21 protein-coding genes and 3 tRNA genes are annotated in these 23,549 nt (G+C 59.0%); 13 read left to right on the top strand and 11 right to left on the bottom strand.

From position 1 onward, the window contains the following. Positions 1-23: 23 nt before the first annotated feature. From pdxY to I6E81_RS08610, 3 genes are all read left to right on the top strand, one after another. Positions 24-875: a pyridoxal kinase PdxY gene (gene pdxY / locus I6E81_RS08620; RefSeq protein ID WP_197106904.1), complete on the top strand. Its 852-nt coding sequence runs from the start codon at positions 24-26 to the stop codon at positions 873-875. A gap of 92 nt (positions 876-967) precedes the next feature. Continuing rightward, entirely contained in the window at positions 968-2,575 is a 1,608-nt protein-coding gene (locus I6E81_RS08615; RefSeq protein WP_197106903.1) for an amidohydrolase, read from the top strand. A 67-nt stretch (positions 2,576-2,642) separates the two neighbouring features. Then, positions 2,643-3,653 (top strand): DUF389 domain-containing protein, encoded by a 1,011-nt coding sequence (locus I6E81_RS08610; RefSeq protein WP_197106902.1) that lies wholly within the window; start codon positions 2,643-2,645, stop codon positions 3,651-3,653. Between the two features lie 82 nt (positions 3,654-3,735). Here the strand turns inward: I6E81_RS08610 and I6E81_RS08605 are convergent. Further along, positions 3,736-3,819: transfer RNA gene (locus tag I6E81_RS08605), tRNA-Leu, on the bottom strand. A 212-nt stretch (positions 3,820-4,031) separates the two neighbouring features. Here I6E81_RS08605 and I6E81_RS08600 point away from each other — a divergent pair. The 8 genes from I6E81_RS08600 (at position 4,032) to pknB (ending at position 13,668) form a co-directional block, all read left to right on the top strand. Further along, positions 4,032-4,748: a M23 family metallopeptidase gene (locus tag I6E81_RS08600; RefSeq protein WP_307784130.1), complete on the top strand. Its 717-nt coding sequence runs from the start codon at positions 4,032-4,034 to the stop codon at positions 4,746-4,748. 80 nt (positions 4,749-4,828) lie between these two features. Beyond that, complete coding sequence (locus I6E81_RS08595; RefSeq protein ID WP_197106901.1) at positions 4,829-5,545, top strand: DUF3662 and FHA domain-containing protein; 717 nt, start codon at positions 4,829-4,831, stop codon at positions 5,543-5,545. Continuing rightward, a complete protein-coding gene (locus I6E81_RS08590; RefSeq protein WP_197106900.1) occupies positions 5,542-6,066 on the top strand; it encodes an FHA domain-containing protein in 525 nt (174 codons plus the stop codon). Before I6E81_RS08595 ends, I6E81_RS08590 begins: the two co-directional genes overlap by 4 nt. A gap of 4 nt (positions 6,067-6,070) precedes the next feature. Next, a complete protein-coding gene (locus I6E81_RS08585; RefSeq protein ID WP_197106899.1) occupies positions 6,071-7,315 on the top strand; it encodes a Stp1/IreP family PP2C-type Ser/Thr phosphatase in 1,245 nt (414 codons plus the stop codon). Beyond that, positions 7,299-8,744, top strand: coding sequence for an FtsW/RodA/SpoVE family cell cycle protein (locus tag I6E81_RS08580; RefSeq protein ID WP_197106898.1), 1,446 nt, complete (start codon positions 7,299-7,301; stop codon positions 8,742-8,744). Before I6E81_RS08585 ends, I6E81_RS08580 begins: the two co-directional genes overlap by 17 nt. After that, positions 8,741-10,195 (top strand): penicillin-binding protein 2, encoded by a 1,455-nt coding sequence (locus tag I6E81_RS08575; RefSeq protein WP_197106897.1) that lies wholly within the window; start codon positions 8,741-8,743, stop codon positions 10,193-10,195. The genes I6E81_RS08580 and I6E81_RS08575 overlap by 4 nt, the downstream gene beginning before the upstream one ends. Then, entirely contained in the window at positions 10,192-11,874 is a 1,683-nt protein-coding gene (locus tag I6E81_RS08570; protein ID WP_197106896.1) for a protein kinase, read from the top strand. The genes I6E81_RS08575 and I6E81_RS08570 overlap by 4 nt, the downstream gene beginning before the upstream one ends. A 69-nt stretch (positions 11,875-11,943) precedes the next feature. Continuing rightward, positions 11,944-13,668 (top strand): Stk1 family PASTA domain-containing Ser/Thr kinase, encoded by a 1,725-nt coding sequence (gene pknB, locus I6E81_RS08565; protein ID WP_197106895.1) that lies wholly within the window; start codon positions 11,944-11,946, stop codon positions 13,666-13,668. Positions 13,669-13,742: 74 nt separating this feature from the next. Here the strand turns inward: pknB and I6E81_RS08560 are convergent, their stop codons facing one another. From I6E81_RS08560 to I6E81_RS08550, 3 genes are read right to left on the bottom strand one after another with little or no spacing between them, the layout of a single operon-like run. Next, positions 13,743-14,378 (bottom strand): gamma-glutamyl-gamma-aminobutyrate hydrolase family protein, encoded by a 636-nt coding sequence (locus tag I6E81_RS08560; protein WP_197106894.1) that lies wholly within the window; start codon positions 14,376-14,378, stop codon positions 13,743-13,745. Continuing rightward, entirely contained in the window at positions 14,375-14,533 is a 159-nt protein-coding gene (locus I6E81_RS08555) for a hypothetical protein (protein ID WP_197106893.1), read from the bottom strand. The genes I6E81_RS08560 and I6E81_RS08555 overlap by 4 nt, the downstream gene beginning before the upstream one ends. Beyond that, positions 14,533-15,306 (bottom strand): class E sortase, encoded by a 774-nt coding sequence (locus I6E81_RS08550; protein WP_197106892.1) that lies wholly within the window; start codon positions 15,304-15,306, stop codon positions 14,533-14,535. The genes I6E81_RS08555 and I6E81_RS08550 overlap by 1 nt, the downstream gene beginning before the upstream one ends. An 81-nt stretch (positions 15,307-15,387) precedes the next feature. Here I6E81_RS08550 and I6E81_RS08545 point away from each other — a divergent pair, with 81 nt between their 5' ends. Then, a complete protein-coding gene (locus tag I6E81_RS08545) occupies positions 15,388-15,618 on the top strand; it encodes a cell division protein CrgA (RefSeq protein WP_197106891.1) in 231 nt (76 codons plus the stop codon). 59 nt (positions 15,619-15,677) lie between these two features. Here I6E81_RS08545 and I6E81_RS08540 read toward each other — a convergent pair whose 3' ends face one another. Next, complete coding sequence (locus I6E81_RS08540; protein WP_307784129.1) at positions 15,678-16,391, bottom strand: rhomboid family intramembrane serine protease; 714 nt, start codon at positions 16,389-16,391, stop codon at positions 15,678-15,680. Between the two features lie 125 nt (positions 16,392-16,516). Next, a complete protein-coding gene (locus tag I6E81_RS08535) occupies positions 16,517-17,056 on the bottom strand; it encodes a peptidylprolyl isomerase (protein ID WP_197106889.1) in 540 nt (179 codons plus the stop codon). A 133-nt stretch (positions 17,057-17,189) separates the two neighbouring features. On the opposite strand from I6E81_RS08535, the gene I6E81_RS08530 reads away from it, so the two are divergent. Beyond that, complete coding sequence (locus I6E81_RS08530; RefSeq protein WP_197106888.1) at positions 17,190-17,741, top strand: hypothetical protein; 552 nt, start codon at positions 17,190-17,192, stop codon at positions 17,739-17,741. A gap of 496 nt (positions 17,742-18,237) precedes the next feature. Here I6E81_RS08530 and I6E81_RS08525 read toward each other — a convergent pair. The 5 genes from I6E81_RS08525 to gyrB all read right to left on the bottom strand — a co-directional run bounded on the left by I6E81_RS08525 (position 18,238) and on the right by gyrB (position 23,493). After that, positions 18,238-18,310: transfer RNA gene (locus tag I6E81_RS08525), tRNA-Ala, on the bottom strand. A 30-nt stretch (positions 18,311-18,340) separates the two neighbouring features. Next, positions 18,341-18,414, bottom strand: a tRNA-Ile gene (locus I6E81_RS08520). Between the two features lie 48 nt (positions 18,415-18,462). After that, on the bottom strand, positions 18,463-18,870 hold the full coding sequence (locus tag I6E81_RS08515; protein WP_197106887.1) for a DUF3566 domain-containing protein: 408 nt from the start codon (positions 18,868-18,870) through the stop codon (positions 18,463-18,465). After that, on the bottom strand, positions 18,863-21,439 hold the full coding sequence (gyrA, locus tag I6E81_RS08510; protein ID WP_197106886.1) for a DNA gyrase subunit A: 2,577 nt from the start codon (positions 21,437-21,439) through the stop codon (positions 18,863-18,865). Before gyrA ends, I6E81_RS08515 begins: the two co-directional genes overlap by 8 nt. Positions 21,440-21,498: 59 nt before the next feature. Further along, positions 21,499-23,493 carry a DNA topoisomerase (ATP-hydrolyzing) subunit B gene (gene gyrB / locus I6E81_RS08505; RefSeq protein ID WP_197106885.1) on the bottom strand — a complete coding sequence of 665 codons (1,995 nt, stop codon included), beginning with the start codon at positions 23,491-23,493 and terminating at the stop codon, positions 21,499-21,501. Positions 23,494-23,549 lie beyond the last annotated feature (56 nt).

Here is a 23,549-nt window from a genome sequence, read left to right as displayed (position 1 = left end):
GTGGAAGGTGGGAGAATTAGAGGATGAAGATCCTCTCGATTCAGTCAGCAGTCGCGTTCGGCCATGTCGGCAATTCAGCCGCGGTGTTCCCGCTGCAACGCATCGGCGTTGAGGTGTTGCCCGTTTATACGGTCAACTTCTCTAACCACACCGGCTACGGCGCGTGGCGCGGACCGATGATCGACCCGAGCGATGTGTCTGAAGTTATCGCCGGCATCGAGGATCGCGGCGTCTTCCCCCAGATCGATGTCGTGCTCTCCGGCTACCAGGGCGGCGAGGGCATCGGCGATGTCATCATCGACACGGTTGCACGCGTCAAGGCAGCGAACCCCCGCGCAATTTACTCGTGCGACCCGGTGATGGGCAATGCGAAATCCGGATGCTTCGTGGCCCCGGCCATCCCGATCCTGCTGCGTGAGCGCGTGGTCCCGGTCGCTGACATCATCACGCCTAACCAGTTCGAGCTGGGTTTTCTCACCGAAACCGAGCCCGACACCATTGAGTCGACGCTGGCATCCGCAGATCTCGCCCGCGCCATGGGCCCCAGCACGGTTCTCGTGACGAGCGTCGAGCGCCCCGACCGTGAGACCGACACCATCGAGATGATGGTCGTGACGGATGCCGGAGCCTGGATCGTGCAGACCCCGCAGCTTCCGATGAAGGCCAATGGTTCCGGTGACGTCACCGCCGCCCTCTTCACCGCCCACTTCACGCAGACCGGCGACGCTGCGGATGCCCTGGCTCGCACCGCGTCCAGCGTCTTCGACCTCCTCGCTAAGACTCTCGAGTCGGGCGAGCGCGAGCTGCAGCTCGTCGAGTCGCAAGAGTTCTACGCGAACCCGCAGATGCAATTCACCTCGCGCCAGGTTCGCTAAGGACTTCCCCGGCGAGGATGCCCCGGCCGCCAATCAAGCGCCGCTAGAGTTTTGGAGAGATCCTCACTCAGCGGCACCTGAAAGGAAACGGCATGTCTTCGACGCTATTCGTCGGTACGGTCCTCACCCTCAACGACGATGCTCCCCGCGCCAGCGCGGTTCTTGTAGAAGACGATCGGATAAGCGCCGTCGGAGAAGAAGGCGATCTTCGGTCACGGCTTTCCGCTGACACGACAATCGTTGACCTTGGCGAGGGCGTGCTCATGCCCGGCCTCATCGAGCCACACGGCCACCCGACATCGAGTGCCGTTTTGTTGAGTGAGAACGTGGTCGACATTCGGCCCGTAATCGTAACGGATCCCCACGAAGTGATGAAGCGCATTCGCGCTGCAGTCGCTAGCGACTCTGATGGGGTCTTAGCCAACGGCTGGGACCCGCTGCTTCAGGTGGGGCTCGTCGATCCCACGCGCGCAAGCCTCGATGAGCTCGCCGGCGATGTTCCCCTGGTGATCGTTCACAATTCGGGCCACAGCGCATTCTTCAATTCGGCAGCAGCAGCTATGGCCGGCATCACTCGTGAGACTCCCGATCCACCCGGGGCATCTTATGGCAGGGATGAAGACGGCGAGCTGGCGGGCGTGGCCCACGAGACGGCGGCTATTTTCACTGTCGCGGGGCCCTTCCTCAGTAAGTCGTATGCAGAGTTCGGTCGCCTTATTACCGCGGAGCTCACGCGCGCCAATACGGTCGGCGTGACGACCCTGTGCGATATGTCGTGGAATCCCGCTCAGACCGCTCTGCTCGACGCGGCCAGGGAGCACAGCGAGTTCACGGCGCGCCTTCGGTTGTACGAGATGTCGCATCCCGGCGGCACGAGCGCGGTAGCTCGAGTTAACGGCGATGACGTGGTTGCACAGGTCGGAATCAAAACGTGGGCCGACGGATCCCCCTGGGTCGGCAATATTGCGACCTCTTTTTCCTACCTCACGAATCCGACGACAGCGGCGATGGGTCTCAAGCCTCATCACCGGGGCGCCGCGAACTTCTCCCAAGAAGAACTTCGTGAAATCTCGCGAGCCTACGCAGCTCAAGGGTGGCAACTCGCCTGCCATGCGCACGGCGACCTCGCCATAGACAGTGTCCTCAACGCGTGGGAAGCCGTCATCACCGAACTCTCCCTCAGCGACCATCGTTTTCGTCTCGAGCACGTCGGTGCGATCACGCCGGCACAATGCGAACGTGCCGCCGCCTTGGGCGTTACCGTGAGCGTCTTCGTCGACCACATCCACTATTGGGGCGATGTTCTCGTAGACAAACTATTCGGTGGGCCAGGAACGAAATGGGCGGATGCTCAGAGCGCTGTTGCCGCCGGCATCCGCACCACGTTCCATAACGACGGCACCGTCACTCCGCTCGAGCCCTTTCGCAACATGGCCGTTGCGATGACCCGACGGAGCAACACGGGCAGAGTGTTGGATGGCGCCGAAGGAGTCACTCTCGACGCCGCGCTGAAGGCCCACACGACCTCCGCAGCCTGGCAGTTGCAGTCGGAGGACCAGATTGGCAGCATCGAGGTCGGAAAATACGCCGACCTGATTGTCATCGATCGAAATCCGCACGACGTAGACGCCGAAGCTCTGGCGCACACTCAAGTGCTTTCAACCTACTTCGCAGGCACCCTTGTCTACGAGAAGAACTGATTAAGCAGCACGATAATCCTCAGGATGCAGTTCGCAGGCAGGGGGCCTGATACCGATTATGGATGCAGTGACGAATGATCTTCCGCCAACAAACCGCAACGGCATCGAGCACATGCGAAACGCGGTTCTCTTTGAAGGAACGGATCGTGGGCAACGGCTGAGTAGATTCTGGATTTTGCTGATTCTGGCATCCACGATCGCCGCCGCCGGAATCGTGGCCGAATCGACCGCTGCCGTCATCGGCGCCATGATCGTAGCGCCCATGATGCTTCCCATCCAGGGAACGATGCTCTCTACTGTGCTGGGAGATCGCGTCAACCTTGTACGTTCCATTGCGCTCATGGCGACGGGTGCCGCCGTAGCGATCGGAATCGGCTTTATTGTCGGCCTGCTCGTGGCGAATGACGTAGTAGCGGCGACGAACAATCAAGTTGCAGGCCGCGTGCACCCCGGACTCATCGATCTACTTGCTGCGCTCGCTACCGGAGTTGTGGGCTCTTTCGCTCTCATCCGTCGCGATATCTCCGACACCCTGCCCGGAGTCGCTATTGCGATATCTCTCGTGCCACCGCTCGTCGTTTCGGGGCTAACTTTGGAATCAGGCGCCTTCGAAGAGTCATTGGGCGCACTGTTGCTCTTCGTCACTAATGTCGCCTCCATTCTTGCGACCGGTGTCGTCGTTATGGCGCTCTTCAAGGTCCAGCGCTCCCCCGCGCTCAACTCGGCGCCAGCGATGTCAATCATGCACAAGCACAAAGCGGGCATCGCGATCACGACGATGCTCGTGCTGGTCGCAATACCCCTCACTATCTCTTCGATTAACACGGGTGCCGCTACTGTTCGAGAAAACACGATCCGGGCCGCGGCTGAGCAGTGGGCTGACGAGGCCGGCTGGGATTTGGTGACCGTCAACACCGGTCTCAATCGGGTATTCCTGCGGGTGACGGGGCCTCTTCCGGCGCCTGACACCGATGAACTCGCCGCTCAGATCGCCGAGAGCGGGATCGACCCCAGCGTGGTTGAAGTCGAGCTTGTTCCGTCTCGGTTCGTCAACCTCGAGACGCCTTCGTCACCCTAGGCGCGTTTAAGCACATCGGCCGCAGAAATAAAATAGCCCTTGTTGTGGCATGAACTGCCACAACAAGAGCTATTTCTCACTGTGCGCGAGGGGGGACTTGAACCCCCACGTCCTTTCGAACACACGGACCTGAACCGTGCGCGTCTACCAATTCCGCCACTCACGCGTGGGTTGAGTTGAACACTCAACTGAGTGAGATTATCACAGCGCCCAGTGGTTCAGCGATTCCATGCCCAGAAGATCAACAGTGACGATTCCCAGCTTCGTCATATAGAATCGATAGCTGTCCGTGTGCCTAAAGCCACGGGTTCAACCAGACTTGATCCAAAATCTGTCCAACCAGACAGAACTACAGACCACACCCCTGGGGGTTACCGCGTGAAACGATTGCTGATCATCAGCACAATCATGGCTGTTGTCGTGAGTGTGACTGTTCCAGCCGCAGCACACATGGAGCCTTCGTCGCGCGATATCGAGTCGACTGCTTCTGCAGCGTCGGCATCCGCAATTTTGCAGCAGTCTGCTGCCGTCGCCACGACTGAGCCTGTTCAGAGTGTGCCGATCCAGTCCTTTGCTTCTTCAGTAGAAACCGAAATCAGCGCCGCAGAGCGCGACAAGCTCTCGATCAAAGAACCTGAGCCTGAGCCAGAGCCCGTTGCAGAGGTTTACTCCGCGGGCGCTTCCGGTTCATTTGCGGGAACCTACGACGGAGCCTTCGCTGGATTCCTTGCCGTCTGGCCCGCCAACGCTCCCGTCAACGACGGCTTCGGCTACCGCGGTTCAGAATTCCACGGCGGCATCGACATTATGACCGGCAGCGGGGCGACAATCGTTTCCGCTTCCCCCGGAGTTGTCACCCAAGTCACCTACGGTGGCGGCTGGGGCCAGTACGTCAAGATCGATCACGGCAGCGGAGTCTCAACCCTCTACTCGCACATGATTGCAGGATCGCAAATGGTCTCCCCCGGCCAAACTGTGGCAGCAGGCACCCCCATCGGCCTGAGCGGCAGCACCGGTTACGTCACCGTCGCCCACCTCCACTTCGAGACCTACGTCAACGGCACTCGTGTTGACCCGATGGGTCTCCTGCCCTAATTGCTCGACCGTGGGTAACGGGTTAGCCACAAGCACCGGCTAACATCGACGTACTACAACGAGCCACAACGAGGAGAGCTTTGGGTCTTCTGGACAACTTTGAACGAGGTCTCGAACGCGCCGTCAATGGCGCTTTCGCTAAGACCTTTAAAAGTGGTCTGCAACCCGTCGAAATCACGAGCGCCCTGCGCCGCGAACTCGACACGCAGGCCGCCGTTGTATCGCGAGAACGCATCCTCGTACCCAACAACTTCACCGTGCGCCTCGGCCAAAGCGACTATCAGCGCATGGCTGGCCTCGGCAGCACGCTCATCTCCGAACTGACCGAGTTGGTGCAGCGTCACGCTACCGCCCAGCACTATTCGTTCTCAGGCGGCATCTCTATCGTTCTTGCCCCCGATGACTCTCTCAGCCAGGGAATGATCGAAGTCGATTCCGTCAACGTGAAGGGCACCGTGGCCTGGACTCCGGTGCTCGACATCAACGGCACCCGTCACACCCTCAAACACGCCCGTACGATCATCGGTCGCGGCAGCGAAGCCGACATCACCGTCGACGACAATGGCATTTCCCGCAAGCATGTGGAGATCCTGTGGGATGGCAGCCGGGCTGAAGTTAACGACCTGAACTCCACAAATGGGTCAAAATTGAACGGATCTCCTGTTTCTCGTGCACCACTCGCGCCGGAATCCGTGATTGATATCGGTCGAACCCGTATCGTATTCCGTGTGCTTGCCCAATCTGCAGATGTCGACCAGCCCGCTGATCGTCGCGACGACGGGGGGTTCACCCTATGAGTGAACTAACCCTCCTTTTGTTGCGCGTCGCGTTCCTGGCCATCATGTGGGGCTTCATCTTCGCTATCGTCTACGCGCTGCGCTCCGATCTCTTCGGAGAAAAGGTGCGTCGGATGCCCGTACAGAGCGCAGCTCAGGCGCAACAAGCCGCCGCTCCCACCGCTCCTGCTCCCGCCGCAGCCCAGCCCACGCGCCCCGTACCGCCAGCTCCTGCCGACGGAAGCTCGCTTGATGCCACGCGCCTTGTAATTGTTTCTGGATCAAAAGAGGGGCTAGAGATTTCGCTCCCCGAAGAGCAGCTGACTATCGGCCGTTCAAGCGAGTCCGGCTTGGTTATCCGTGACGACTACACCTCAACCCATCACGCACGCTTGTTGCGTTGGGCCGATAGCTGGGTTGTTCAGGATCTGGATTCCACGAACGGCACTTTCTTGGCTGGCCAGCGGGTGAGCGTTCCGACGCCGATTCCGTTGAATACGCCGATCAAGATCGGCACTACTAGCTTCGAACTGCGACGGTAATTGAATGGCCACTTCGGGCAACAGTGCTGCCGCATCCCATGTGGGTAAGGTTCGGGCTAATAACCAGGACAGTGCGTACGCCGGCAGTCATTTATTTATTGTTGCGGACGGCATGGGTGGCCACGCCGGTGGTGATGTCGCCTCGGCGATAACGATCAAGCACGTTGCAGAAGCCGACCACGTTTTCGAGACAGCGGAAGAAGCTGCTCAGGTATTGCACGACACGCTACTCGCCGCCAACCGCATCCTGTCTGACACCGTCATCGAGCACAATGAGCTCACCGGTATGGGCACCACGGTCAGTGGAATGGTTCGTGTCGGCGACAAGATGGGCATGGCGCATATTGGCGACTCGCGCATCTATTTGCTGCGCAACGGCGCCATGAAGCAGATGACGCACGATCACACTTTCGTGCAGCGTCTGGTTGAGAGCGGTCGCATCACGCTTGAAGAAGCTGCCGTGCATCCGCGCCGCTCTGTCTTGATGCGCGTGTTGGGTGACGTTGATGCTTCGCCCGAGATCGATACGGACGTTTTTGACACGCAGGCCGGTGACCGTTGGTTGCTGTGCTCCGACGGGCTGAGCAGCTTTGTCACCGAAGAGAAGATCGCGGCAATCCTTCGTCGCGTAACCGATTCGCAGGTCGCGACCGAGCGTCTTGTTCAGGCGGCTCTCGATCAGGGCGCCCCCGACAATGTCACCGTCGTGTTGGTGGATGTCGGTGACGACGCGTCGTCAGCCCACGAGCCGCCGCTCATGGTTGGTTCCGCAGCTTCCCCGCTCTCATTCGAGCCGACGATCGTGAAGAAGCCGGTTCGTTTGCCGAACCTCTTGCTGCACCCGTTGAAAGCGACGCAGACCGACGACAGTCACTTCGAGCCAGAGTCTGACGAGTACTACCAGGCCATCATCCGCGAGGATCGCCGCCGCGTTCGCCGCCGCCGCATTTCGTGGATTACGTTCATCACTCTCACAATTGCAGCAATCGTGGCTGGTCTTGTTGTCGGCTACCAGTACACCCAGCAGCAGCACTTTGTGGGCACGGATGACGGCAAGGTCGCGATTTATCAGGGTGTGCAGCAGAGCATCGGCCCAATTTCGTTGTCGCACGTCTACCAAATCACCGACGTTCGCGTTGTCGATTTGCCCCTCTACTTGCGCACGAGCGTTGAGCACACCATCAACGCGAGCGACCTCCAGGATGCCCAACGCATCGTAGAAATGTTGTCTGATGCCCGTATCCCCTAGCGCTGATGCTCGGGCCTCGGCTGCAGCCGGCCCTCGAGCTATCACCGAAAACATCCGCCTCAAGCTGCGGGTTCCTGCCCGCCTGCGCAATCTTGAACTGCTGCTGATCATTGTGGCGATCGGCATCAACTTGGGTGCGATCGCGCTCGTGCAATTGGGCGCGCTTGGCCACCTTGGCTACACCGTCTTGGGACTCTCGGGACTGCTTGGTGTGCTCGTGTTCGCAATGCACATCACGCTGCGCAAAACAGCGCGGGATGCCGACCCTCTGATCTTGCCGATCATTACGGTGCTTAATGGCCTCGGTATTGCCATGATCTACCGCATCGACTTGGCTGATGAATCCACCGGCTGGGGCAGCGGCGGCGTTCGCCAGATTGTCTGGACCGGCATTGCCATCGTCATCGCCATGGCGGTGCTGATCATCATCAAGAATCACCGTGTCCTGCAGCGCTATCGCTACATTGCGATGTTCAGCGGTATCGCACTGTTGCTGCTGCCGCTCGCTCCCGTGATCGGTGACACACGTTTCGGCGCGCGCCTGTGGGTCCAAATCGGTGCGTTCTCGTTCCAGCCGGGCGAGCTCGCCAAGATCGCCCTCGCTGTGTTCTTCGCCGGCTATTTGGTGTCGGCGCGAGATTCCCTCTCCATGGTCGGCCGCAAATTTATGGGAATGACCTTCCCCCGTGCCCGCGATCTCGGCCCCATCATCGTTGTCTTCGTGGCATCCATGCTCGTGTTGATCTTCCAGCGCGATATGGGTACCGCCCTGCTTTACTTCGGTTTGTTCCTTGTGATGATCTATGTCGCCACGGGGCGTTCGAGTTGGATTCTGCTCGGAATGGCCATGTTCTTGGGCGGCGCTTTTGTTGCCAGCCGCTACCTCACCTACATTTCTGGGCGCATCGATGCATGGCTCGATCCGTTTAACCAGGAGGTCTACGAGGCAACCGGAGGAAGTTACCAGTTAGTCCAGGGCCTCTTCGGTTTCGCTGACGGTGGCCTTATAGGAACCGGCCTCGGACGCGGCAGTCCCGAGATCACGCCCCTCGCTGAGAGCGACTACATTGTGGCGTCGCTCGGCGAAGAACTGGGTCTTATCGGCATCTTCGCAATTCTGGCGTTGTACCTTCTGTTTGTGTCTCGTGGATTCCGCATCGGCTTTGCCGGTCAAGATGATTTCGGCCGCCTCTTAGGGGTCGGTCTCGCTTTCGTGATCGCTCTGCAGGTGTTTGTTGTTATCGGTGGTGTCACGCGAGTGATTCCGTTGACCGGTCTCACGACGCCGTTCTTAGCTGCCGGTGGATCGTCGCTGGTTGCTAACTGGATCATTGCAGCACTTTTGCTGCGTCTCTCTGACACTGTGCGTCATCAGCCGCAACTCGTTATTGAGCCTTCGATCGAAAACCGATTGGTGGTGGGACAGTGAACCGTGAACTTAAGCGAGTAAGCACCGTCGTGCTTCTCATGTTCGTGAGCCTATTCATCTCAAGTTCTGTCATTCAGGTCGTCACAGCCGACAGCCTGCAGGCGGATGGCCGCAATGTTCGAACGCTTTACGCAAGCTATTCGGCCGAGCGTGGCCCCATCCTCGTCAACGGCGAGCCGATCGCGTACTCCGAGCCTGTCGATGACGAATTCAAGTTCTTGCGGGTCTACCCGAAGGGTGAGTTGTACGCGCCCATCACCGGCTACCTCACTCTGAACCAGGGAAACACTGGTCTGGAGAATTCGCTCAACGACTATCTCAGTGGTTCTTCCAACGATCAGTTCTTTGATCAAGTGAACTCGATCCTCACCGGACAGAACCCTACGGGTGCTGCGGTCGAACTGACAATCGATCCTGTGATTCAGCAAGCGGCCTGGGATGCACTCGGAGATCTCAAGGGCGCAGTTGTCGCCATCAAGCCCGATACCGGCGAAATTTTGGCCATGGTGTCCAAGCCGTCGTATGACCCCAACGAGTTGGCCGTTCACAACACGAGCGAGGTCATCGATGCGTACGACCGTTTGCTCGCTGACCCCGACGACCCGTTCTTCAACCGCACGCTTGCCGGACCTTTGGACCCTCCCGGGTCGACGTTCAAGCTCGTTGTCGCGGCTGCCGCTCTCGAGAGCGGCGACTACACCGCAGAGAGCACGTTCCCCAACCCTGCAGAATTGCAGTTGCCGGAGAGCACCTTCGTCATCAGCAACTCCGACAGCGCGACGTGTGGCTCGGGCAGCACCGCGTCAATTGCTACGGCCATCCGCCTGTCGTGCAACATCCCCTTCGCTCAGCTGGGTGCAGAGCTCGGTTCCAACGCTATTCGCGAGCAAGCCAACCTCTTCGGCTTCAACGAGAGCGTCTCCGTGCCACTGGCATCAACCGAGAGCGTTTACCCGCGCGCTCTTGACGCTCCCCAGACGATGCTCTCGGCCTTCGGTCAATCCAGCGTTCGTGCTTCCCCGCTGCAGATGGCCATGGTGTCGATGGCGATCGCCAACAGCGGCACTCTGATGCAGCCCAATCTTGTTGAGAGCATCGTGTCTTCCGATCTCACAACCATCCAGTCCTTCGAGCCAACTCTGTTCAGTCAGGCACTCAGTCCGCAAACCGCCGCCGCACTCACCCAAATGATGGTGGATGGGGTCAGTAACGGTGCTGCGAACACTGCCAGTATTGATGGGGTTGAGGTTGCAGGAAAGACCGGTACAGCAGAAAACGGAGAAGGCGAGCCATACACGTTGTGGTTCACCGGATTCGCGCCGGCAAATGATCCAGAAGTTGTTGTCGCGGTAGTTGTCCAAGACGGTGGCGGGCTAGGACAGTCCGGCACATCGAGTGGGCTCTCCGCACCAATTGGGCGTCAAGTACTAGAGGCGGTGCTAAACAGATGAGACCAACTAGTGGACTCACATTCGGCGGTAGATACCAGCTTTCCAGTCGCGTAGCGATTGGCGGCATGGGTGAGGTCTGGCAAGCAACAGACCTCGTGATCGGCCGAACGGTTGCGATCAAAATCCTTAAGGATGAGTACCTCGGCGACCCCGGGTTCTTAGAGCGTTTTCGCGCCGAAGCGCGCCACGCTGCTCTCGTCAACCACGAGGGCATCGCCAACGTCTTCGATTACGGCGAAGAAGAGGGCAGCGCCTACCTCGTCATGGAACTCGTTCCTGGCGAAGCTCTCAGCGCCATTATTGAGCGCGAACGCGTGCTCGACCCCGACCGCGTTCTCGACATCGTGTCTCAGACTGCCGCCGCTCTTCAGGCTGCTCACGCCGCAGGTCTCGTGCACCGCGACATCAAGCCCGGAAACCTTCTCATCACGCCAGAAGGCCGCGTCAAGATCACCGACTTCGGCATCGCGCGCATTGCCGACCAAGTACCGCTGACCGCGACCGGTCAGGTCATGGGAACAGTGCAGTACCTCTCGCCCGAACAGGCCAGTGGTCACCCCGCCTCCCCCACGACTGACATTTACTCCCTCGGAATCGTCGCCTACGAAGCTCTTGCCGGGCGTCGCCCGTTCACGGGCGAATCGCAAGTCGCGATCGCTATGGCACAGATTAACGAGACTCCACCCGAGCTGCCGATGACGGTGTCCGAACCGGTGCGCAATCTTGTGTACGCGTGCTTGGCTAAGTCACCTGGCGACCGCCCGGCATCCGCTTCGCATCTGTCCCGTGCAGCGCAGTCGTTGCGCCGCGGGGATGTCGCTGCTGCGGCCACCGCTGTTCCCGGCATCTTGGGCGATAACTCTCATGCCGCCACGGTGGGCCTCAACTACGGCAACAACACACAGGCAACTCGAGTTCTCACGACCGCGAACCCGGCCGGTGCTGCCGTCACCACCGGTGAGGTCCTCGAGGAAACCAAGCGTCGCAATCCGTGGACCTGGCCAATCGTTGCGTTGATTTCGCTGCTTGCGGTTGTCTTGATCGGTGCGATCATCGCGCTGCTCGCCAGCCCGGGCGACGAAGAACCTGTCGCGACAAGCGCATCACCGAGCGCATCAGAGACCGTAGCTCCCGAGCCAGAACCCACGTCCACGCTAGTCGCGCTCAGTGAGGATGAGCTCTTGGACCGCAAGCAAGACGCGGTCGCGCAAATCTTGGAAGACAAGGAACTCGTGCTCGATGCTCAAATCGGCACCGAAGCGCCTTCGTCTGAGAAGGTCGGATTCTCCTACCAGGCAGCCCCGACCGGCAACGTCTCTAAGGGCGAAACCATCACGGTCTACTTCTACGACAAGATCGCGGTGACGCCGAATCCGACGCAACCTTCTGCAACGACCCTGACTCCACTCGGCCCGTACTACGGAGACGAGCCTGTCACTGTGAAGTGGACGTCCTATCAGGGTTGCCCCGCTGGTCATCCCCTCACCTCGTTCAACTTCCTCGTTGTCGGTGGGCCAAGCGCAGGAGCCTCCAGCTATGCCGCCGGCGTGAACCAGTTCGAAATCACGTTGCCGCCAAATGAGGGCGACACTACAAAGATCTCGTACACCGCCGTGTGCACCGATCTTGAATCGCCGTCATCCGAACCTGTAACGGTCACTATCGTTGCCAGTCCGTGAGGCAATATCACTACTCGCAACGGATAGACTGAGGCGGTACTAACCGCGACAACAAACAGGAGTGAACCAGTGAGCGAAGGCGTGGCACAGGGCGTACGCCAGCTCGCTGGGCGATACCAAATTGGCGAGCTTCTCGGCCACGGCGGTATGGCCGATGTTCATTTGGGAATGGATACGCGACTGGGGCGCCGGGTAGCAATCAAGCTACTCAAGCCCTCGCTCGCTAACGATCCCGCTTTCCGCACCCGTTTCCGTCGTGAGGCCCACGACGCAGCAAAGATGGCGCACCCCACTATCGTGCGAATTTTCGATGCCGGCGAAGAGTCCGTAATCGATGAAACGGGTCATGAGACCCTCATCCCGTTCATCATCATGGAATACGTCGACGGTCGGCTGCTGAAGGACATCGTCGCTGAAGGCCCGATTGCCCCCGACGAGTCGGCGCGCATTGTGTCGCAAGTACTCACCGCTCTCGAATACTCACACCGCGCTGGCGTCGTTCATCGCGATATTAAGCCCGGCAACATCATGGTCACCAAGAGTGGCCAAGTGAAGGTCATGGACTTCGGTATCGCCCGTGCGGTGTCGGATTCTGCTGCCACGATTGCCGAGTCGAGCGCTATTGTCGGCACCGCCCAATACTTCTCGCCGGAGCAAGCCCGCGGCGAAGGGGTGGATGCGCGTTCCGATCTCTACTCCACCGGCGTTGTTCTCTTCGAACTTCTCACCGGACAGCCTCCGTTCACGGGAGAGAACCCTGTTGCCGTGGCCTACCAGCACGTCAACTCCGAGCCTGTTCCCCCGAGCACGATGGTGGCCGCGGTCTCCCCCGCTCTTGATGCTGTCGTATTGCGGTCGCTCTCCAAGGATCGCTTCGACCGCTACCAAAGTGCTGCCGAGTTCCGCACCGATGTTGAGGCTGCTGCTGCCGGTTCCGTACCCGAACGCAAACAGCTCGCATCCACAGACTTCAATTCCACGCTCTTCGGTGTCAACCCGAACGCAACGGCCGGCAGTGACGCCACGTTCCGCCAGCTCGCGGTTGATGAGAATGACCGCACCCCGCGCACTCAGAACCGTCCTCCGGTTGCCTGGATCTGGGGCGGCATCGCCCTCATGGCCGTCATTATCGTCTCCGTTGTGGTCTGGGCGTTCAGCCTCACCCCTGCGCAGCTCAGCGGAACCAGCGCCGTAGATATCCCCGATGTTGCAAGTCTCACCTACGACGAGGGCGCCGCTCAGCTCACCGAGCTAGACCTCGTTCCCAAACGCGTCAACCAGGCCAGTGAAACCGTCGAAGAGGGCATCATTATCCGCACGGATCCTGGCCCCGGCCAGACTGTTCCGCTCGGTCTCGAGATCCAAGTTGTGGTGTCGCTGGGGCGCACCCCGGTGACTGTGCCCAATGTCAGCAATATGCAAGAAGACGCGGCGATCAAACTCCTTGAGTCTGCGGGGTTGGTCTACGGAACAAGTTCCCAAACCTATTCGCCGAACCTCAAAAAGGGCACCGTTATTAGCTCTGACCCGCGCGGCGATGCCGAGCGCAATGCAGACGGCGCGATCATCCGTGAAGGCGAGACAGTCAACTTGGTTGTCTCCAACGGACTCGTGCAGGTTCCCGACGTCACCGGCAAAGACATTGGCGAAGCCAACACCACGCTCACTGGCCTGCAACTTAGCGTGAAGCTAAATGCGGACTTCGGATGCTCGGGCAATACGGTCAGCTACCAATCGATCGTCGGCGACCAAGCTCAGAAGTCCGAGATCACGCTCCAATACTGCGCCGGCTAAAACGGCAACAACGAGCCGCCGCCTAACTGAGGGCGGCAAGGTTCGACCGTACGCCGCAGCGCGCGCCGACTCCTCTAATTGTGAACGAGTGGCGTAAGCGTCTTCGCAAGCGCGGGCGCTTCGGTCATCCCGACCCGAGATAACCAGTTGCCGAGCATCAAGTAGCCACCCTCGGTGAGCACAGACTCGGGATGGAACTGAACGCCGTACACCGGCTGTGTCGCGTGCTGCACGCCCATGATGATTCCATCGTGCGTGCGCGCCGTGACCACGAGCTCGTCTGGCACAGTGCCGTCAACGATCGCGAGCGAGTGATACCGCGTCGCCGTGAATGGCTGAGGAAGGTCACGGAAGATCAGGCTGTCGTCGTGTTCGATCTGCGACGTTTTGCCGTGCATGAGTTCGGCCGCGTGAGTGACCGTTGCGCCAAGCGCCTCGGCGATCGCCTGATGCCCGAGACACACTCCGAGCAACGGAATACCCGAGGCAAGAGCGGCGTGCACGATCGGGATGCTCACTCCAGCGTCGGCCGGCGTGCCCGGTCCAGGCGAGAGCAGCACGGCGTCGTAGTCAGCAAGAACAGCGGCTGCGTCATCCGCGCTAAAAGCGTCATTGCGCACGACCTCTGTTGTAGCGCCGAGTTCGAGCAAATACCCGTTGAGGGTGTAAACGAAGCTGTCGTAGTTATCAACGACAAGGATGCGGGTCACTGTTGCACCGTCGCATCCAACGGGGTGACGAGCGGCAACGCCCACGGGAAGACCCACATGAATAGCGCAGCCACGATGGCCGCAGTCAGCACCAACACGATCAGGATGCGGACAATTACGGGGCCAGGAAGCACCCGCCAGAGGGAAGCGTACATTAGCCAGCTCCTTCAAGATTGAGGGCGATCGCCGCGATCTCCGAAGGAGCTCCTTCGGAACGCGGGTACCACGTGTCGTAGACGCCGTACGCGATGATGCGTTCATCTGCGGTGTGAATGGGGTTGCAGCTCGTGAGCGTAATGATGCGATCGCTGGCCGCGGCGCCGCCAAACTGAGGCACGGGCTCAAGCACGCCAACGCCAGATGCCAGCACGTATTCGAGCGAGCGGTAGACGTAACGGTACCAACCTGCTTCAGTCTCGACATAGATGCTGTCGCCCAGCTGGAGCTTGTCGATGTCGAAGAAAGGGTCACCATATCCGGTGCGGTGAGCAGCAACCGCGAAGTTGCCAACCTCACCAGGCATTTGGGTGCCGGTGTAGTGGCCAACACCTTGAGAGTTGAGCACGCTGTAAAGGCTGACACTCTCGGCGATCGGAACCGCATAATCTTCGCCGAAACGCGGAACAATCAACGTGCCGAACGCAACTGCTTGCGCGGGAGCTTCGTCGACTACCGGAACACCGGGGTCGGCGCGCTCGTCGGGGGCCAGCGTGAGGGCTTCGCCCTTGTTCCACTCTTGGCTGAGCTCAAGCGCATCATCGCGTTGGGCGTTGCTGACGAAATAGCTGTTAACCCAGGTCTGCCAGACAAGAAACAGCAGCACAACGACGCCTGCTGTGATGAAGATTTCACCAAGCACTCCTATGAAGGAGATAGGGCGGCGGGCCTTCGCACTGCGCCGCACGCGGCGGCCGTCTTCGAGAACCATAAGCGCAATTCTATCCGCAGACTCTGCGTGGTTTCCGCGCGGCCGTTCGGCACTCAGGGCGTTCGCGCTAGAATCTCTCCCATGGCCCGTAACTCTGCAGAAAAATCATCGTCGCGTCCCGCTGAAGACGCTCCCAACGCGGTCTGGTTCAAGCCCGTCATGTTTGGCTTCATGCTGATTGGGCTCGCCTGGATCATTGTGTTCTATGTCAGCAACCAGCAGCTGCCCATTGCTTCGCTCGGAAGCTGGAACATCCTTGTTGGTTTCGGCATCCTCTTCATCGGATTCATGATGACTACGCGGTGGCGTTAGAAATTACACGCGTGTAGTTATACCCAGTGTTAATAACCCTGTGGATAACTTTTAGTCAGCTATAGAACGAAGATCCGCACCAGCGTCAGGCTGATCAAAGCCACGACAACGAGCGCCACTAAAGCGATCTCGGTATTCGTGCTTCGCTTGTTGCGTTGACGCAAAAAGATGAGTGCGAGAACGGCACCCGTGATGAGTCCACCCACGTGGGCCTGCCACGAGATGTTCAGTCCGGGGATAAAGCCGGCGACCAAGTTGATCACGAGCACGATCAACAGCACTCGGTTGTTCACGCCCATGCGGCGCTGAATGACGAAGAACGCGGCGACGATTCCGAAGATCGATCCGGATGCGCCCAACACGACCGAGGTCGGGGCTAGCAGCAGCACGGCGACCGAGCCACCCAGCGCGCTGATCAGGTAGAGCGCGATAAACCTCGCTCGCCCCAGCGGAATCTCCAAGGTGCGCCCAAAGATAAAGAGCGTGAACATGTTGAAGCCGAGATGGAAAATGCTGCTCGTCGAATGCAGGAACGCAGAGGTGATCATCCGCCACGGCTCAACCGCCGTCAGGGGCGGGTAATACACAAGCGCTTGAGTAACGCCGAGACCTGGAATGAGCTGCAGCAAGAAGATTGCGACAGTCAGGCCAATCAGCGTGTAGGTGACTACAGGCTTGCCTTGGGAGGCTCGAGCCGCGCGAACCAGAACAGGTTTACGTTTCGGCCCATTAGCGCGGGCTTCTTTAATGCACTCGGGGCAATGTACGCCCACAGCTGCCTGCGTTTGGCAGCTGGGGCATACGGTGCGCCCACATCGTTGGCAGAGTGTAAAACTTTGCCGGTCAGGATGCCGGTAGCAATAATTGCCGCTGGCATCCGGGGATGTGGTCACGAAGGTTAGACCTCGTCGATCGTGACGGACTCGATGACGATGTCGGTGAGGGGCTTGTCGCTGCCGTCGGTGTCAACAGCTTCGATTGCGTCGACTACCTTGCGGGACTCGTCGTCAGCAACAGCACCGAAGATGGTGTGCTTGCCCTGAAGCCACGGAGTAGCAACGGTGGTGATGAAGAACTGCGAACCGTTGGTTCCCTTACCGCCGCGCGTTCCGGCGTTCGCCATAGCGAGGATGTAGGGAGCGGAGAAGTCGAGCTCAGGGTGGATTTCGTCGTCGAAGTTGTAGCCGGGGCCACCGATGCCCTTACCCAGGGGGTCGCCACCCTGAAGCATGAACTGCTTGATGATGCGGTGGAAGATCACGCCATCGTAGAGAGGTGCGTTGGTCTTCTGACCGGTAGCGGGGTGGGTCCATTCGATGTCGCCCTTGGCGAGACCAACGAAGTTAGCAACGGTCTTCGGCGCGTGGTTGCCAAAGAGGTTGAGACGGATTTCTCCGAGGTTTGTCTTGATTGTGGCAACTGCGGTGTGTTGAGACATAAGGTCAATTCTTACATAGCCAACCTGAGCCTATGATCCGGGTTATTCAGCGTGCTCACAGCCAAAGCAGTGCGCACACAGAAGAGGCCATGGCAGTATGGACTCACCGATCGACCATCTTTGGAGGTTTCCCGTGGCACTAACTCGCAAACGCCGGAAAGAACTCAAGCGCTTGAAAGGTCAAGCTGAAGACCTGTGGGCCGACCAAAAGGAGCTGCTTGACCATGCTTCTGCGGTTGTCCGAGAGGCTAGCCACCAGGCTGCCAACTACGCCCGCGAAGAAGTCAGCCCCAAGATTCACAACACGATCGACTCCCGGGTGAAGCCCGTTGTGTCGTCATCCGTTGCTGGAGCCCGCTCAGTGGCCGAGAGCACGCGCTCCAAGGTCAAGGGTGATGTATTGCCTGCAGTCACGTCAGCGCTCGGCACAGCCCTTGCCGCTCTCGAGGTAGCTAAGAATCAGCAGGTTCGGGATGCGTTCGCTCGCGTTTCGGGTCTCGCTGCGACTGCCGGCGAGAAGACCGGGCTTATGAAGGCACAACCGCAACCCAAGTCGGCCGGCTTCGGTCGCTACATCCTCATCGGTATCGGCGTAGTCGCTGCAGTGGGCGTCGCGTACGCCGCGTGGCAGACACTTCGCGCGGATGATGACCTGTGGATCGACGACGAAGCAGAGACGGCGTAGCCTTCCGCTGCTTCACACCGCACACGGTGTAGCTCCAACCTCTAATAGTTCTGGCCCGGTTCCCAAGGAACCGGGCCAGAACTATTTTTGTGCGTGGAGTGATCGCTCGCGCTGACTAAGTCAGGCAAGTGCTCCGTTGGCGACAACAACTAGGCCGTCGACCCCTCGGGCGAGTCCAGGCGCCACAGCACTGACTGTGACGTCTTCGCCTCGCTATACGCGGGCAAGTGTCACCGTGAGACTTTCCACAGCCGCTTTGCTGCGCTGTACGGCCCATAGGAGGGGAATGGCGTGCACGCCACCGGGTGGAGAAGTTCACGCGTGCTCCGCCCTCCTGCACCCGTCTAGCGGCCTGCTGAGAAACCACGAACGTGCCGCGGATATTGGTGCGGTGCATCCGATCTCGTCGGCGACATCGCCGCTCACTGCGAGTGCCCCCCCCGGGGAACGCAAAAACCCCGGCCAGAAGACTGGCCGGGGTTTTTGTTTCTTGCTGTGGAGCCTAGGGGAATCGAACCCCTGACCTCCTGCTTGCAAAGCAGGCGCTCTACCAATTGAGCTAAGGCCCCAATTTAAGGAACCTCTTGTGGAGATTCCAGTGGGGGTACGTGGACTTGAACCACGGACCTCTTCGTTATCAGCGAAGCGCTCTAACCGCCTGAGCTATACCCCCGTTGGGCAGATACGAGAGTACCGCATTCTGACCGTTTGGCGTAATCGACTAGTTGTTAGTGAAACCCACGAGGATTCCGCCAGTAAGTCGAACGCTGAAGTTATAAAGCATACTCGAAATTGCACCGAGTGCAGTACCGATCAAAACGTTCAGGATCGCAACGACCAGCGAGAATCCGCCGACCTGTGCGAGCGAGAACGTTGTGGCCACACTAAAGGTTTCGTCGCTCAAAATATCGCGGAAGATCTCATCGAGTTTTCCGAAAATTCCGGTGGAGTTCAGCACGATCCACACCAGGAGCGATGCCACCACGAGAACGATTCCTAAGGACACTGCTACTAGGAATGAGAACTTAACAGCCGACCAGAAGTCGATGTACACCAGCTTCAGGCGAACCTGTTTCACTGATGTTTGGCGCTGCGACTTGCGCTGCAGCTTCTCTGCGACACTACTCATCTACCGACTCGTCCTTCCCAGCAGGGGCATCTTCGCTTGGAACACTATCGTTCCCAGCTTCAAGTTCTTTTTTCTCTAGATTTCGTTCGCTGTTTCGTGCGATTGCAATGATCTTGTCATCCGCCGCAAAGCGAGCAAAGACCACGCCCATAGTGTCACGGCCCTTGGCCGGAACCTCAGCGACAGATGAGCGTACCACCTTGCCACTGGCAAGGACCACAAGAACTTCGTCCTCATCCCCGACCATCAAAGCGCCCGCCAAGTCACCACGAGTGCCGTCAAGTTTGGCAACCTTGATGCCCAAACCACCACGACCCTGAACACGGTATTGGTCGGCAGCAGTGCGCTTTGCGAAGCCACCCTCAGTGACGACGAACACGAAGCCACTGTCGGGCACCACACTCGCGCTGAGCAGCTGGTCATCCTCACGGAAGCTCATACCCATCACACCCGACGTTGAACGACCCATGGGGCGCAACGCTTCATCGGATGCCGTGAAGCGAATCGACATTCCCTTGCGCGACACCAACAACACGTCGTCGGTGTTCTCCACCAGCAGGGCCGACACGAGTTCGTCACCTTCCCGCAAATTCACGGCGATGATGCCACCGCTGCGGTTGGTGTCGTATTCCGCGAGGGCCGTCTTCTTGACGAGACCGTTGAGCGTGGCCAGTACTAGGTAGGTGGACTGCTCGTAGTCGCGGATGTCGAGAATTTGAGCGATCTCTTCGCCGGGCTGCAGCGCCAAGAAGTTGGCAACGTGCTGCCCCTTGGCATCCCGACCACCCTCTTGCAACTCATAGGCCTTGGCGCGGTACACGCGGCCGGTGTTCGTGAAGAACAGCAACCAGTGGTGCGTCGTGGTGACGAACAAGTGGTCAACGATGTCATCGGCACGGAGTTGCGCGCCCTTGACTCCCTTGCCTCCGCGGTGCTGGCTGCGGTAGTTGTCGCTGCGGGTGCGCTTGACGTAACCGCCGCGCGTCACAGTAACCACCATCTCCTCTTCGGGGATGAGGTCTTCCATGCTCATGTCGCCATCGAAACCCATCATGATTTCGGTGCGGCGGTCGTCGCCGTACTTGGCAAGCAACTCCGTCAGTTCTTCACTGACGATGTTGCTCTGGCGTTCCTTGCTCGCAATGATCGCCTTGAATTCAACAATCTCGAGCTCGATAGCGTCGTGCTCGTCGATGATCTTCTGGCGCTCGAGGGCTGCGAGTCGACGCAGCTGCATGTCGAGAATTGCGCGAGCCTGAATTTCATCGATATCAAGAAGGTCGATCAGGCCGTTGCGGGCATCTTCAACGGTGGGCGAACGACGGATGAGCGCAATAACCTCATCGAGAGCATCCAGAGCCTTGAGGTAACCACGCAAGATGTGGGCACGTTCTTCAGCCTTACGCAGGCGGAATTCGGTGCGGCGAACGATCACTTCGATCTGGTGCGTAGCCCACTCGGTGATGAAGCCATCGATCGAGAGCGTGCGCGGAATGCCATCGACAATTGCGAGCATGTTCGCGCCGAAGTTTTCCTGCAGCTGCGTGTGCTTGTAGAGGTTGTTGAGAACAACCTTTGCCACAGCATCGCGCTTGAGCACGATGACGAGGCGCTGGCCCGTGCGGCCCGAAGTCTCATCGCGGATGTCGGCGATGCCGGCAAGCTTGCCGTCCTTGACGAGGTCGGCGATTTTCAGTGCCAGGTTGTCGGGATTCACCTGGTACGGGAGCTCGGTGACGACGAGGCACGTGCGACCCTGAAGTTCTTCGACATTAACTACGGCACGCATCGTGATCGAGCCACGACCCGTGCGGTACGCATCCTGAATTCCCTTGATACCCAGAATCTGCGCGCCGGTCGGGAAGTCAGGTCCCTTGATGCGCTGAATCAGTGCCTCGACGAGCTCTTCGTGAGAAGCATCCGGGTTGGCCAAGTGCCAGAGAGCACCCTCGCCAACTTCGCGGAGGTTGTGCGGCGGGATATTCGTGGCCATACCGACCGCGATACCCACTGAACCATTGACGAGCAGGTTCGGGAAGCGGCTCGGGAGAACCGTGGGCTCTTGAGTGCGACCGTCATAGTTGTCTTGGAAGTCGACGGTGTCTTCTTCAATGTCCCGCACCATTTCCATAGCGAGCGGGGCCATCTTGGTTTCCGTGTAACGGTGGGCAGCAGCACCATCGTTACCGGGAGATCCGAAGTTTCCTTGGCCTAGCGCCAGTGGATAACGAAGGCTCCACGGCTGAACCAAACGAACGAGCGCGTCGTAGACCGACGAGTCACCGTGCGGGTGGAACTGCCCCATGACATCACCGATGACACGGGTGCACTTGGAGAAACCCTTGTCTGGGCGGTAGCCACCGTCGTACATTGCGTAAATAACGCGACGGTGCACAGGCTTCAAACCATCGCGCACCTCGGGAAGCGCACGACCCACGATGACGCTCATCGCGTAGTCGAGGTAGGAGCGCTGCATCTCCAGTTGGAGATCGACCTGGTTAATCTTGTCGTGCCGGTCGTCTACGGGTGCATCTTTGAAGGTCTTCTTCGGAGTTTCTTCGTCAGCCATTAAGTGTCAATTCCAGTCTGTGTCAGTCGCGAGTGCGGGCGCCGTGTGCTCTGAGCGAGCTAGATGTCTAGGAAGCGGACGTCTTTGGCGTTGCGCTGGATGAAGTTTCGGCGAGACTCAACGTCTTCGCCCATGAGGGTTGAGAAGATTTCGTCTGCTGCGGCAGCGTCATCCAGGGTGACCTGAAGCAACGTGCGAGTGGCGGGGTCCATCGTGGTTTCCCACAGTTCCTTGTAGTCCATCTCACCAAGACCCTTGTAGCGCTGGATCCCGTTGTCCTTCGGCATGCGCTTGCCTTCGGCGAGTCCCATTTCGGTCAGGGCATCGCGCTCAGCATCGCTGTACACGTATTGGTGCTGCGCGTTGCTCCACTTGAGGCGGTAAAGCGGCGGCTGAGCCAAGTACACGTAACCCAAATCGATCAGCGGACGCATGTAGCGGAAGAGCAGAGTGAGAAGCAAGGTCGTGATGTGCTGACCATCGACATCAGCATCGGCCATCAAAACGATCTTGTGGTAGCGAGCCTTCTCGGGGTCGAAGTCTTCGCCGACACCCGCGCCGAACGCGGTGATCATTGCTTGGACTTCCGCGTTGCCGAGTGCGCGATCGAGGCGCGCCTTCTCGACGTTCAAAATCTTGCCTCGCAGCGGGAGAATCGCCTGGAACTCGGGGTTACGACCCTGAACGGCGGAACCGCCGGCCGAGTCACCCTCAACCATGAAGATTTCAGACAGCGACGGGTCTTTACTCGAGCAGTCGCGCAGCTTTCCGGGCATTCCACTCGACTCAAGCAAACCCTTACGACGAGTCTGCTCGCGCGCCTTGCGGGCAGCGAGTCGAGCTTGGGATGCCTGAATGGCCTTGCGAATAACGTCGCGTGCCTGAGTGGGGTTGCGATCGAACCAGTCACCGAGCTGCTGGCCGGCGATGCGCTGAACGAATGCCTTGGCTTCGGTGTTACCGAGCTTTGTCTTCGTCTGACCTTCGAACTGAGGTTCGCCGAGCTTGATCGAGATAACCGCGGTCAGTCCTTCACGAACGTCATCTCCCGAAAGGTTGTCATCCTTTTCTTTGATGATGTTCTTGTCGCGCGCATAACGGTTAACCAGAGTGGTGAGCGCAGCGCGGAAACCCTCTTCGTGGGTTCCACCCTCGTGAGTGTTGATGGTGTTGGCGTAGGTGTGAACACTTTCGGAGTATCCCGCCGTCCACTGCATCGCTACTTCGAGCGAAATCTTCTTCTCAGTGTCTTCCGATTCAAAGGCGATGACATCCGGGTGGATGAGTTCGTTCTTCTTCGTCTTGTTCAAGTACTCCACGTAGTCAACGAGTCCACGCTCGTACATGTAGCTCTCGGCGATTTCTTCTTCACCGCGCTCGTCAGTGATGGTGATGCGCAGTCCCTTGTTAAGGAAGGCCATCTGCTGGAAACGTGCGCGGAGCGTCTCAAAGTCGAACTCGACTGTCTCGAAAGTCTCTTTGCTCGGCCAGAAAGTCTGCTGGGTTCCTGTTTCGTCGGTGCTTTCCCCCTGGGCAAGGGGACCTGTCGGCACACCGTTAGCAAAGCTCATCCGCCAGACGTGTCCCTGACGACGAACCTCGGTATCGATTTCTGCGGAGAGTGCGTTCACGACGGAAATGCCCACACCGTGGAGTCCACCCGACACGGCATAACCGCCGCCGCCGAATTTTCCACCCGCGTGAAGGATGGTCATAACGACTTCTACAGTGGACTTCTGTTCTTGCTGGTTCAGATCGACCGGGATACCACGGCCGTTGTCGCGAACCCGAACCGAGCCGTCTTTGCGAAGCCAAATGTTGATCGTGTCGCAGTAACCCGCGAGAGCCTCATCCACAGAGTTATCCACAACCTCATACACAAGGTGATGGAGACCGCGGGGGCCGGTGGAACCGATGTACATACCGGGGCGCTTGCGCACGGCCTCAAGACCCTCAAGGATCTGGATCTGATCGGCACCGTAACTGTCAGCGGCAACATGACCGTTGGCAATGATATGGCTTTCGGGCACGTCGTTCTCGGGCGTCGATGTCATCTGAAGTTAGGCTCCTGCCGCTAGTTCACGCTGGCCATTCGGAGCGGATAACTCCC

Origin of the sequence: Salinibacterium sp. NG22 (genome assembly GCF_015864925.1) — a bacterium.
Taxonomy (GTDB): domain Bacteria; phylum Actinomycetota; class Actinomycetes; order Actinomycetales; family Microbacteriaceae; genus Rhodoglobus.
Note: the sequence above shows the minus strand (reverse complement) of the source record. Positions and strands in the feature narration are given on the sequence as shown.